Source organism: Methanosarcina sp. A14 (genome assembly GCF_001729375.1).
In the GTDB taxonomy this organism is placed as follows: domain Archaea; phylum Halobacteriota; class Methanosarcinia; order Methanosarcinales; family Methanosarcinaceae; genus Methanosarcina; species Methanosarcina barkeri.
In genome coordinates this window covers 1-13,107 of sequence record NZ_LZPK01000377.1, presented here as the reverse complement: position 1 = coordinate 13,107, position 13,107 = coordinate 1, and the positions used below count along the sequence as shown (strand labels likewise).

General features: G+C 38.0%; 10 protein-coding genes and 1 pseudogene. 4 read left to right on the top strand and 7 right to left on the bottom strand.

Translation table 11 applies throughout. The annotated features are described in order from the left end of the window. The 3 genes from A9239_RS17035 to A9239_RS17025 form a co-directional block, all read right to left on the bottom strand. Positions 1-1,414 (bottom strand): tetratricopeptide repeat protein (locus A9239_RS17035; protein WP_176722182.1); only part of this gene is annotated, 1,414 nt, incomplete at its 3' end. A 550-nt stretch (positions 1,415-1,964) separates the two neighbouring features. After that, positions 1,965-4,625 carry a tetratricopeptide repeat protein gene (locus tag A9239_RS17030; RefSeq protein WP_052712639.1) on the bottom strand — a complete coding sequence of 887 codons (2,661 nt, stop codon included), beginning with the start codon at positions 4,623-4,625 and terminating at the stop codon, positions 1,965-1,967. 378 nt (positions 4,626-5,003) lie between these two features. Further along, on the bottom strand, positions 5,004-5,705 hold the full coding sequence (locus A9239_RS17025) for an Ig domain-containing protein (RefSeq protein ID WP_048120553.1): 702 nt from the start codon (positions 5,703-5,705) through the stop codon (positions 5,004-5,006). 542 nt (positions 5,706-6,247) lie between these two features. Here A9239_RS17025 and A9239_RS19165 point away from each other — a divergent pair. From A9239_RS19165 to A9239_RS17015, 3 genes and pseudogenes are all read left to right on the top strand, one after another. Next, a pseudogene (locus A9239_RS19165) lies at positions 6,248-6,319 on the top strand (IS6 family transposase); the annotation flags it as partial. A 266-nt stretch (positions 6,320-6,585) separates the two neighbouring features. Then, on the top strand, positions 6,586-7,107 hold the full coding sequence (locus A9239_RS17020) for a cob(I)yrinic acid a,c-diamide adenosyltransferase (RefSeq protein ID WP_048154127.1): 522 nt from the start codon (positions 6,586-6,588) through the stop codon (positions 7,105-7,107). 72 nt (positions 7,108-7,179) lie between these two features. Beyond that, complete coding sequence (locus A9239_RS17015) at positions 7,180-7,476, top strand: hypothetical protein (RefSeq protein WP_048154130.1); 297 nt, start codon at positions 7,180-7,182, stop codon at positions 7,474-7,476. 169 nt (positions 7,477-7,645) lie between these two features. Here the strand turns inward: A9239_RS17015 and A9239_RS17010 are convergent, their stop codons facing one another. Genes A9239_RS17010 through feoB form a run of 3 tightly spaced genes read right to left on the bottom strand, consistent with a single transcriptional unit; the run spans position 7,646 to position 10,277 of the window. Next, on the bottom strand, positions 7,646-7,897 hold the full coding sequence (locus A9239_RS17010; RefSeq protein ID WP_048120544.1) for a FeoA family protein: 252 nt from the start codon (positions 7,895-7,897) through the stop codon (positions 7,646-7,648). Further along, on the bottom strand, positions 7,891-8,058 hold the full coding sequence (locus A9239_RS19795; RefSeq protein ID WP_176722181.1) for a hypothetical protein: 168 nt from the start codon (positions 8,056-8,058) through the stop codon (positions 7,891-7,893). The genes A9239_RS17010 and A9239_RS19795 overlap by 7 nt, the downstream gene beginning before the upstream one ends. Further along, entirely contained in the window at positions 8,055-10,277 is a 2,223-nt protein-coding gene (gene feoB, locus A9239_RS17005; RefSeq protein ID WP_052712640.1) for a ferrous iron transport protein B, read from the bottom strand. Before feoB ends, A9239_RS19795 begins: the two co-directional genes overlap by 4 nt. A 670-nt stretch (positions 10,278-10,947) precedes the next feature. Between feoB and A9239_RS17000 the strand changes: the two genes are divergently transcribed. Beyond that, positions 10,948-11,523, top strand: a complete 576-nt coding sequence (locus A9239_RS17000) for a cupin domain-containing protein (protein ID WP_230628844.1) — start codon at positions 10,948-10,950, stop codon at positions 11,521-11,523. A 363-nt stretch (positions 11,524-11,886) separates the two neighbouring features. Here A9239_RS17000 and A9239_RS16995 read toward each other — a convergent pair whose 3' ends face one another. Further along, complete coding sequence (locus A9239_RS16995; protein WP_048120543.1) at positions 11,887-12,672, bottom strand: winged helix-turn-helix domain-containing protein; 786 nt, start codon at positions 12,670-12,672, stop codon at positions 11,887-11,889. Between the last annotated feature and the right edge of the window lie 435 nt (positions 12,673-13,107).

The following is a 13,107-nucleotide window of genomic DNA, read 5'->3' as shown; positions in this document are numbered from 1 at the left end:
CATCTGGGTGCTGTGGGCCCAGCGATTTTTCCTTAATTTCAAGTACCATTTGATAAAGAAATCGTGCTTTTTCGTATTCTGCCACCTTAGAATAAACTACTGCTAGATTGTTTAGTATTGTTGTAGCAAATGGGTGCTGTGGGCCCAGCACTTTTTCCATAATTTCAAGTGATCTATTATAAAGTGATAGTGCCTTTTCGTATTTTCCCATATTACAGTAGGATGATGCGAGATTGTTTCTGGTTATTAAAACAGATTTGTGTCCCGGTTCGAGTTCGGTTTCGAGAATTTGAAGCATTTCTTCATATATTGGAGTAGTTAATTGCCAGAACGCTGCTCTGTCGAAGGGACCTGATACAGAAATAAACCATTCACATAATTCTTCTGCTTCAAGTGCTTCTTTTGCATGATAGAAGGCTTCGGTTAGGGCGTTTTCGTGTTCTGGGGTTATTTCTTTGATATCTATATTTTCTAGCTTTTTGCTGTAAAAATCAAGTAGATACTTATGGATATTCTTTCGATCTGTGGGATCATGGAATTCCTTAAGGCTTTTTCTCATCAACTGGTGAACAGAGCATTTTCCATCAGTATCTTTTTTGATAAAGGAAAACTTAATCAGTTCTGAAAATGCGCCAGCAGGATATCCTGAATCAAACTTTCTCATTAATATTTCGAAAAGGGCTCTGTCCCAGGAATTGGGTACTGAAAGCACTTTGAGAGCTCGAATTTCGTTATCATTCAGATATTTCACGAATGTGTTGAATATCTCTTTCTGCGTCTTTCCAAAGTCCTCAGAGACTGGCTGTCTTTTCTTGCTAATCTTTTCATAGGTATCAACAGACAGATTAAGGTAGTATGGAACCCCTTCACTGGCTTTGATAATTACATTCTGAATGTCCTTATTTTCAATACCACAATCTTCTAAAAATTCTTGACAATAACTCTCTGGAAGTTCATCTACTGGATGTTGTTCCAGATACATTTTCCAGTCTTCATCACATTCGGGAACCCATAACAATTCATTTCTTCCACAGATTACCCATGAAACTCCTTTCATGTTTGGAATCAGGTTTTCCCTTATCCATTCATCTTTTTCATGAAAACCGCCTTTATTCCTCAGGCCATCCCAGAGAGCTTCGTAAGTGTCAATAAAGATGTAAGCTTTTGAATTCATACAAGCTTTTGAATTCATACCTAAATAACTTGTAAAATCTGCAGCAAAAAAGCCAGGCAATAATTTCTCTATTTCAGAGGCTTCCATAGCAACAATTTTATTGATGTCTATAGCTTGTTCCTTGAAAAATCTTTTAATGTTCTCGGGAGCATTATTTATAATATCCCAGATCGATCTTGCAGGTCCAAATTCATTAAGGACGTCTATTATTTTACTGACAAATTTTCCTTCTTTAATCACAGGATAGTTCTCTTCTAGCAGAGGAATTTCAGGGTGGAGTTTTTTCCAGTATATAGCATGAGCAATATTGAAAAGGTAAAACTTAGCTTTGTATTTTTCCTGAATCTTGTTTCTCAGGGCGATTAAAAAAGTTCCGACTTCTCTATAAGTTTTTGTGTTCAGATCAATAGCTGCCCAGAGTATTTCGGGATACTCATCATCCAGTATCTTTTGCAATTCTTTCTGCAGCTTGCTTTTCCCGATTCCGGCAATTCCATGATAAAATAGTACGTTGTATTCTAAATTTCCCGAATTCTGGATGTTTTCTCTGAAAGTCTGAATGCAGACTTCCCTATCAACAAATACTCTATCTTTTCCAAAGTATGTTGTAGGACCGATTGGCATGTATATCTCCACAGGCCAGTTTTCCGATCAACTAAGCTTCCGACCTATTGAAGTATTATTCAAGTCGTCCTATATTACAGTACTGAAATCTTTCAATTAACTTCAAAAATCAGACAAATGAAGCTCATCAATAAAAGATCTTGAGACGGCTCAAAATTAGAGAATTTTATTCTTGGTATAAGTAAATTATACCATAAAATGAGTAATATTGACTCCACTTATTTACTAAGTTTCCAGAAGCCAATATCAGATTACTCATCAATTGTAAGAAATAAGGATAATTGAGTCCGAGTCTCGTACTATCGATGATATCCACAGCCCGTTCGAATAGAGGTAAGGCTTCCTCATATTTCCCTATATTCGTATAAAATATCGCTAAGTTATTCAATGTTACAGCAACATCTGGATGCTCTGGTCCTAAAGAATCCTCTAATATTTTGAGTGCTCTTTGATAATATGGAAGAGATTTTTCATAGTGTCTTGCATTATTATAGAGTAATCCGATATTGTTTAAGGTTGTTGCAACATTTGGATGTTGTGAACCCAGCACTTTCTCACGAATATCAAGTGCTCTTTGATAATGTTGAAGTGATCTTTCGTAATTCTCCATACTTGCATAGAGCCCACCGATATTGTTTAAGGTTGTTGCAAAATATGGATGTTGTGAACCTTGTGATTTCTCAATTATTTCAAGTGTTCTTTGATAAAGTTGCAGTGATTTTTCGTACTCTCCCATATAATGATAAAGGCCTGCAAGATTGTTTAGTGTTGTTGCAATATCTGGATGTTGTGGGCCCAACACTTTTTCATTGATATCAAGTGCCCTTTGATAAAGTGGAAGTGCTTTGTCGTAACACCCCATTTGAGAATAGAGTAACGCGAGATTGTCTAGTACTGTTGCAACGTATTGGTGTTGTGGACCCATTACTTCTTCGACTATTTCAAGTGTTCTTTGATAAAGTGAAAGTGCTTTATCATAATGTCCCATTTCAAAGTAGAGTAATGCGAGATCATTTAGTGCCATTGCAACTTCTGGGTGTTGCGGACTAAGCATTAGTTCATAAATATCAAATATCTTTTGATAAAGTGGAAACGCTTTATCATAACGTCCCATCATTCGATAAAGTTCGGCGAGACCATTTAGTGTTGATGCAATATCTGGGTTTTGCGGGTCCAGAATCTTTTCACGAATGGCAAGTGCCATTTGAAAAAGAGGGAGTGCTTTTTCGTATTCTCCCGTACTTTTATAGAGTAACGCGAGATTGTTTAGCGTTGTTGCAACGTCAGGATGTTGCGGACCGAGTTCTGATTCAAGAATTCGCAGTATTTCTTCATACATAGGGGTAATTAATTGCCAAAATGCTGCTCTATAGAACGGATCAGATACAGAAATAAACCATTCGCATAATTTTTCTGCTTCAAGTGATTCTTTTGCATGGTAGAAGGCTTCAGTCAATGCATTTTCGTTCTCTTGGGTTATTGCTTTAATATCAAGATCTTTTAGTTGATTGCTGTAGAAGTCAAGCATGAAATTATGGACTTCTTTTTTCAAATCTGGATCTTGGTAATCCTGCAAGCTTTTTCTCATAAGCTGGTGCATGGAACATTTTCCTTCCTCATCAACGTCCATGAAAGAGAATCTATGCAATTCTGAAAAACTGGTTGCAGGATATCCAGTATTAAATTTCTCGATTAGGGTTTTGAATAATTCACGGTTCCAGTATCTTGGAACCGATAAGACTTTTAGTGTCTCTTTTTCTTCCCTGTCAAGATATTTGACAAACCTACAGAAAATACCTTCTGGAACCTTTGCAAAGTTTCCCGGTGTGGGCTGCTCTTTTTGCTTTATTTTTCTGTAGATATCGATGGAGAGTTCAAGGTAGTAGGGTACGCCTTCACTGCTTTCAATGAGTATATTCTGGATATCCTTTTCAATGATTCCGCACTGTTTTAACAGATCGAGAGCATCTTTTTCTGGAAGTTTTCCAATTTTACGCTGGTCAAGGTAATTTTTCCAGTCCTCATCCACTTCTTCCCAACGAAGGGATTCTTTTCCACAGATTACCCACAGACAAGATTTTTGTATGTTTTCAATAAGTTTTCTGAACCATTCGTCCCTAGAATTAAAACTTCCTTTGTCTCTTTCTTTTTCCCAGAGAGCTTCGTAGGTGTCTATGAAAATGACTGCGGATTCTGAAGTGTTCTGCAGGTGATCCGCAAGGTCATGGGCCAAGTAAACAGGTAACCGTTCGTATATCTCTGTAGGTTCAAGATCCGGAAGTTTTGAAATATCTTCTTTGCGTTTCAGAGCCCATTTTTGGTAACGTTCAGGTAAACTTTTGGCAAGGTTATACACGTTTGGTATCAGGTTTACAGGAACAAATTCGTCGCAGATGTCCAGAACATCGCGAACAATGCTGTCTTCGGAGTAATTTTCTTTTACTAGGGGATTATGAGGGTTGATTTTTTTTAAGTAGGTGGCAAGGGCAATGTCAAAAGAGTTGAATTTGATGCCGTATTTCTGGTGCAACTGGCTGGAAAGAATTTCGAAGAACTTATAAGGCTGCCTGTATTGTTCGGTAGCGAAGTCTATTGAAGTCCATATAACTCTTGTGTGCTGGTTCGATTTGTTGTGTTTTTCGAGCAAAGTTGGAAGTTTCTTTCTAAGACTGGTTTTTCCAATTCCGGCAACGCCATAATATACCAGGATACTGTAGTTTTTTTGGTCGATGTTCCGGAAGGCGTTTTCAAAAGCTTCGATGAACTCTTTCCTGTCAACGAATGGACATTCTACTTTTTCATCAAAATCTGTAGGACAAACTGACACTCAATTCCTCCGAAATTCAGTCCCTTATCAGCTTAAGTTTCCACTCTTTTGAACTATTATTCAACTTGTCATATATTACACTACTGAAATCTTTTAATTAATTTCAAAAATCCAATAAATGAAGCTCATCAACATTCAGAAAAAAAGATAGCAGAAATAATTATGGGAATTGAAAGGACATCTGCGGAAATCCAGGTGAAAACTTGAATTTATTCTTTAATATCCCTGAACTCGTAAAAAAGAAGATTTAGTCTGTAATTTTTAATATTGGTTCTTCGCCATTCTTTATGGACAAAATGATTCTCAATTCAATACCGCATTGGTTCTTATTAGGACATTATGAGGAAATCCACAAAAAACAACGAAGAGCCTTAATATTTATCTAGAGACTTCGTGATGAGCAACCGCTTTTTTGTAAAGCTCAGATGGTAGACTCGAGGATCCATGAAGTTCAGGTGGTTTATAGTTCTTTGGGACAAGGAATGCAGCGACTTTTGTTGCGTATACATCTCGTCCACCCGTATCTATATCGCACTTCCATTTACCATTGCAGTTAATTGTTTTTAATGGATGAGCCCAAGTGGGTTTATTCCACCATCCTAAATTTGGAACGTATATAAAGACAGCAACCCTATAGGCTGAAGTACTTACACCTTTAACTGTGCCTGAAGCGTATCCTGCGGTTCCATAACGTGACACGGAAGTAATTTTTATTTTTGGATTCTCAGCTAATACTGTTATTTTTACTTTCTCAGAGTCTTTTAGACCTTTGGCTTTCGCGCTGAATGTTACAATATAGTTTCCCTTCTGACCAGTTGCAGGTTTCCAGGTAAACTTCCCAGTGCTCGCAACCAACCTGGCTCCACGTGGTAGACCTGTAGCAGAGTATGTTACTTTATCGCCATCAGGGTCTTTTGCTGTGGGAGTAAAGCTTAACGTTTTCCCTTCATAAACTGTTTTACTGCCTATAGGATTAAGTACTGGAGGATGGTCAACAGAAGCTGAGGTAATTCCTGTTGTCATCAACATGAAACACATTAGTATTGCAAAGAAAAACGGTCTATTCAACTTAGTCTTCATTTAACCACTCCTATACATCACGTATAACACAAATTATAACACAAATTATAACACAAATTATAACACAAATTATAATACAAATTATAACACAAATTATAACACAAATTATAACACAAATTTTCGGTCTATGATGTCCGAGCTCATAATTGAGGTTTCTATCATTGTGATATTTCCTCAATGCTCGAACCTAAATCTTCATTCTGGGGTTTCGACTCCAAAATTAGTTTCTTATTCTGGAAAAAGCATTGATCTTCGGATCTACTAAAAAGTTAAGTTTTGTGAACACATATTTCAGAATCGCTTCCGAATGCAGTACTAAAAGAATTTTTAGAAAATTAAGATTCGTATCTGAAAATATTGTGGCTCTTTTTATTCAGTTGATACTATATTATCCGCCTACTATTTTATTGATCTTTTACCAATAATGCTCTTAATAAAAAACAAAACAACAGTAACAAAAATCATCTACATCGCTCAAATACTTATATTTATTCATTATATACAACGAAAAATGACGAAATATTTCATAAAAAGTAGGCCGTCGGCAAATCAAGTACTTGAATTATATTATTGAACAGGATCACAGATCAGTAAAGCGGATAATTTATCGAATGTAAGGCTTTCAGTCTTTTTATATGTCCATTGTTCCGGACCTCAATGAAACTGGAACTGATTTGTGTTCCTTGCACAAAGACGCAATCATTTGTCATACTGAATTTTTAATCATGGCAATATCAACTATGTAAAAATGGACAACCAAAAGCCCTTTTACGGAGAAAAACTAATTTTTTATGGGTTATGGAGATCCTGATACAAAAATAACATATTCCTGCAATTACAATCTTTTTCTGGGGAGAAAGTACACTTCTGAGGGGTTAAATTGGTTAAAGGCCTGGTTTATCTTTACACGAGGGAAGGAGAAGGAAAGACCACAAACGCCTTTGGACTGGCTCTCAGGGCTGTAGGCCACGGGTACAGTGTAATAATTATCCAGTTCATGAAAGGCAGGAAATACATAGGGGAGTACAAAATAAAGGACAGACTAGCTCCGGAATACGAGATCCACCAGTTTGGAAGGGAAGATTTCATAGACTTCAAGAATCCCATGCCTCTGGATTATGAACTGGCGGAAAAGGGCCTCGAATTTGCAAAGAAAGCCCTGAAACGGAAACCAAGGCTCCTGATACTGGACGAGATAAATCTTGCAGCCCACTTTGGCATTGTGAAGACTGAAGATCTCCTCAAGCTGCTGGATGATATTCCGGAAGAAACCACAGTCGTCCTGACAGGGAGGAGGGCTCCTGGAAAACTGATAGAAAGGGCAGACCTTGTAACGGAGATGAGGCTTATAAAGCACCCCTTCGAGAAAAACGTCCTGGCAAGGGAAGGGCTTGAATATTAACTTCTGCAATATCTATTATCCCCAAAATATACGTTTTCTGTATGTGTAATATAAAATCTATGATAATTCTTTATGCCGGCAGAGTTGGAAAACAGTTCTTCTTCTGGGGTGAAAACCCGGCTGAAAAGGAAATCCAGGGTGTTTGGCGGGGGTGAATACCTAAAAACTCAACTGCAAAGCCTTATCCTTATGATTTGGGTTTTGAAAACCTTTTTTCTGCCCTTGAGCTGCTTCTGGGTAGTCCTTCCAAAAAGGCTTGGAAAATTTCCCTTATGGCGGGAAGAAGAGGATTTGCTTGAAGTACTGGAGGGCATTTACAAAGAAGCTTCGCCTTCAGGGATGATGATCTTCCTTGGAGAACGTAAATGAATTAACGTAAATGAATTTTTGAAATCATAAGTAAGATCATAAGTGAGATCATAAGTGAGTACTCTTATGAGTACTCATTCATGAACATTTTTTTATAATTTTCTAAATTAACTACTCCGGCAGGCCTTTCTCCTATGTCATCTTCTTTGCCTTTTCGTTGAGAGGTGAATCAGTAACTAACGTAAATATTATTTGCTATTTCCTTATCAACAGCATATCTTGTCTGGTCAACTTCAAAAAGATACGAAGGGGACCTTCTAAGTAGCGTGATTGGCATGCCTGGAAGGATACCCATAGCTATCAGCTTCTGTAGAATTCCCGGGTTCTTCGTTTCAAGGTGGTCAATTTTTCCGGTTTTTCTGGGTTCCATTGCGCAGAGAGTTATAGCTTTCAGATCAAAATGTGAGTTTTTAGTTACCATTTGAAAAACTTCCTTATGGATTGAATAATCTTTGCTTCTTGTACAAGTTCATATCCGCAGTTTGGACAGCACTGCTTGTTACAGCTGTGAAGTTTTCCGCAGCCGGTGCATTTCGTTTCATCAGCTTTCTCAAATTCATTTCCGCAGAGTGGGCATTTCACAGGTTAACCCCCAGCAGTTTTAACAGGTTATTTACTATAAAGCCTGTAAAAAATGCAAATGGGAAAATGAAACCCGAAATTGCAAGGGCTGTTTTAAAGCCTCTTTCTTTTATTGTCATCATAAACTGGGCTATACACGGCATGAAAAGGGTAAGAGTAATGGCTGCAACTACGAGTTGCACGCCTGTCAGTAATCCTGAGTCATGCATTCCATAAAGTCCCGCTGCCCCGAAATCTCTCCTGAAAAAGCCGAAAAGGAAGACATCAGCTGCATCAGGAGGCAGGCCTATCCAGACTGTTGGGTATTCTATGATTTTCAGGGCGAGGGCAAAAAGGCCTGTTAGCTTGCCTATCCAGATCAGAACACTTGCCAGTACAAATAGCGGCAGAACTTCCAGAAAATACCAGTGCATTCTGGAGTAAGTTTTAACCAGTACGTTCGAAAGTTTAGGTTTCCTGAGAGGAGGCATTTCAAGTATGAAGGTCGGGGCTTCTCCTGGCAGTATTCTGGAAGCCAGGAAGCCTATCAGGACGAACTCCAGTAATATTACTACAGACCAGATAAGCAGGCTCTCAGGGCTTTTCGAAAGTATTGAAAGAATAATGCCTAACTGTGCCGAGCAGGGAATCGCAAGAGCCAGCAGGATATTTGCAATAAGCCTTTCCCGCTTTGTCTCAAGGGTTCGGGTAACCATTGTAGCCATTGTCGAACAGCCAAATCCTAGCACCATTGGGATTACCGCCCTTCCGCTGAGCCCTATTTTCTTAAACATGCCATCAAGGAGCAGGCCCAGTCTTGGAAGATAACCCGTGTCTTCTATGATGGAAAACACAAGGAAAAAGGCTCCCACTATCGGAAGTATAAGGGCAATCGCGTATGTTACAGCCTGGGTAAAAATCCCGTATTCTCCCACAAAAAGGTCCTGCAAAGTCGGGTAAGGTACAAGCGATACGAACTTTTCAGTTACAAAGGGATTTATATATCCTCCAAAGACCGTATTTTCTAGAAAATCAACAACCGTTCCCGCTGCAAATACGCCTACAAACAGATAGAGCCCGAAGTACAGGATTAAAAACAACACAGGTATCCCAAGCAAAGGATGGATGAGAATACTGTCAATTTTCTCGGAAAAACCGAGATTTCTATTCTGTATTTTACTTCCATTTATTCCGGTATCTTCCTCTGCTCTTCTTTTTATTCCAGTATTTTCCTCTGCTCTTCTTTTTATTCCAGTACCTTCCTCTGCTCTTATTTTTTCGACTTTCCCACTACCTTTTCTCTCGATTATCTCAGGTATTATCATTACCTGTTCTACGATTTCGTTTACATGCTCCTGGCGCTTCAGGGTGAATAGGTAGGAAAGAGGAACTTCAGAGATCTTTGAGGCAGCTTCTACAAGTTTCTGAATTTCTTCGGAGCTTTTTTCATGGCTTTCTTCCCCACAATATGTGTTTTTTTGAGCTCTGCGCAGGTATTCAAGGGCTGTTCTATCTTCCTGGAGCAGTAGGAGTGAGATCGCTCTTTTTGAGATTCCGGTTGAGATTTCGGCTGAAATTTCGGCTTCTTTTGCGGGATCAAGCAAACCTTCAACTGCTTTGATATATGGCTCAATTTCTGTACCGTAGTCAAGTTTTTGCTCAGATTTTTGCGCGTCATCTCCAGGGGTAAACTCCGAAATTGCAGTTTTAAGTTCCTCTATTCCTTTTCCTTCTCTTGAAATCGTTCCAACAACTGGAATTCCCAGCAATTGACTGAGTTTGGATATCTCGATTTCAATCCCTCTTTCTTCTGCCTCATCCATCATATTTAGAACAAGAATTAAAGGAAGCCCGGCTTCAAGGAGCTGCAGGGTGAAGGAAAGCATCCGTCTGAGGTTTCGGGCATCTACCACATGGAGGTAAACTGAAGTTTTTTCTTCAAAAAGCAGAAGTTGAGATACTCTTTCTTCCTCACTTATAGGGAGCAGGGAGTACATCCCGGGCGTGTCAATGATTTCATATTCTTTTTCTCCTATCCTTACTTTTCCATGAGTGATTTCAACTGAGGTTCCCGGATAATTGGAAACCAGTGTATAACTTCCAGAGAGGGCATTAAATAGGCTGCTTTTTCCCACGTTAGGGTTTCCTATAAGTATGATTTTCGGAAGCTCTTTTCCTGGAATGCATCTCGTTTTTCCACAGCAGCATTCTCTTTCAGGGCAGGTAACTGGTAGTTTCATACTTTTGCTCTCATATTTAGGCAAACCTAATTTTTAATCTGTTCATATTTAGGCAAACCTAATATTTAAGCCTATGCTAGCAGCATGAAGCTCTGAAGTTTATTGTACAAAACCAAAAGTTTGAAAATTTTTTGACTCATAATAAAGCCTTTAGCCTGAATCTCGAACTTAAATTTCAATTTGAGAGTCTATTTCAAAACCAATTTTTAATCTCACTCTGTAAGATTTTCGGAATCATTTTTCTAAGTCTGTGACTCAATTTTTCCCGGTTAACTAAACATGCATGAGTTTAAGTTCCAATATTAGCGAACCAATGAAAAAGTAATATTTTTGAAAAGGAAATACTATGAAATATATATATCTTGTAATTCTTTTTGGAAAAGTTGAATGGAAAAAATCAATTTTGTGATTGTTATTTTAATTTCGCTAGTATTTATATTTCCACTAATATTATAATTCATAAATATAACTCTTATATTGCATGTATTTGAAATCGCCTTTGTTGGCAAATCCCATGCTATAAAATGAGGATAGAATTTACTAATGTTTATCCTCCTCAAAAGATGCTGGACGATTTATTGATAACGTGAATACATCTGCCAACATCGGTGGATTGAAAACTAACATTTGCAAAATTGAGTGAGTTATAACATATTGGGGGAGTCAACAAATGAGTCTTAAAAAGACACTGGGTATTTTGCTGGCAGTTTGTTTTTTACTATCAATTGCTGCAACTGCAGTAAGCGCTAAAGAACTGCCCAGTATGGCTGGAAAGAAGACATGTGAGGCAGAGGTATGCAAGAAAGTAGATAAGCCAAAAAATAAAATGAAAGGATTTTCTATCGATATCGAAAAGGCCACTTTGGAAAATAACTATTTCCGCAAGGTGCTCTATACCTCAAAGTACAGCCAACTGGTAATTATGAGTCTCAATCCCGGGGAAGATATCGGAATGGAAGTGCATGAGAAAAACGATCAGTTTCTCCGCTTTGAGGAAGGACAGGGAAAGTGCATAATTAACGGTAACGAATATGAAGTCGGTAACGGATCTGCGGTGGTTGTGCCGGCTGGTGCCCAGCACAATGTCATTAACACTTTGAAAACAGGTTCTCTGAAATTCTATGTAATCTATTCACCGCCTGTTCATAAGGACGGCATTATACGCGCCACAAAGGTCGAAGCCGAAGCCAATCCAGAGGAATATGACGGCGTGCCTACGGAATACACTAAGGAGATAATATCATAAGAAATAGGAATAAATGCTTTATATCCATAAAGCACTTTTCTTTTTTATATTTTGAACTAAATATCTGAATTTCTTTGAAAACATTTGTTTGCAGAAATAATGGCTGCGGTTAGTTTTGTATCCTCTTTTTGATCTATTTTTAGGGAGTTTGTACGAGAGATTCAAAAGTCAAATTTTGATTTTTGAGTTAGGCTTAGTAGTCTGCATCTCAGTAGTCTATGGCTTAATAGTCTACAGCTTAATAATCTATGACTTAATAGTCTATGGCTTAATAGTCTACGGCTTAATAGTCTATGGCTTAATAGTCTACAGCTTAATAATCTATGACTTAGTATTCTATGGGTCGACACGTTGCTGTTTATTTCATTTTATTTTCCTGCTCATATCCCTGTAGTATTCGAAAAATTCTTGTCCCCATTTTATTGCCTGTGGTTCGAAACTTATCACATACTGACGGTCAAACCTGCCATTTTCGTTAAACAAGCCCATAGTCATTATTCCGTTAGATATAGCAATTAGCGCGGGGATTTCAATTTCTTTTTTTTCCAGAATGTAAAGACTTGAGTTTTCAATTTTGAGAAATTCTTTTCCTTCTGCTTTGAAATCTTTTACAAGCCGTAAGTATACAGCTTCACTCAAAACAAGGGAAATTTCAACGCCTTTTCGTGCAAGGATGAGAACAAGAGCCGGAAGTTGAGGATGAAAATACGAATAAAACATGTGGATATAGGTTGAGTTAGAAAGGTTTTTTACAAACTCCGGGTTCAGATCAAAAGTATGACTAAGATCCGGTTCTATGAGGCGATAGTTTCCAAGCTCGTTTATCTTATCTACAAGATGGGGTGGAATAGGGGCAAGCTTTCTGTCGGCCCAGAACTCTTCTTTCTTCTCAAACACTGATAGGGTCTCAATCAGGGGTTGCATTTTTTCAACGACGATTTCCCCTATTGCACTAAGCTGGTATATTCCTTCTTCATGTATTACCAGACCCTCTTCTTTTAACTTCTTTATCTGAGGAAGAAGAGCCGTCCTCGGTACCTGAAGCTCCTCAAGTATCTCTTCGATGTCCTTAGGGCCTTCTTTCAGGAGCAGAAGAAAATCTTTTCTCTTTTCTGAAAACAGGATAAGATCAAGCAAGCCGGGGTTCATTTTATAGTCTCCGTCCTGAACTTATGAAAAAAGGTTTTGTTCGCCGGTTCTGTTTTTATGGTTCGCTTTTTTAAATCCTTTATGAGTGCCAGACTGCTAATAAAGGTGTCGAAATTATTTGAAAACTTCGTCCTGTTTCTTTCCAAATTGGGAAAATAGCCATAATTTAACGAATTTATGGATAAAAATCCTGTTATTATCCTTATTTTCTTTTTATCTACTTCATGCGAGTCCAGAATAAATTGATAAGCTCATTTAAGCGAAAAGACAATCACAGAATCCTGAACAAACTTAACTTTTAGCTTATACCTTACTTATTGCTTACCTCACTCATTGCTTGCCTGACTCATTGCTTGCCTGACTCATTGTTTACCTAACTTATTGCTTTCCTAACTTATTGTTTACCTAACTGCAATTATTCAGCCTATCAAAACA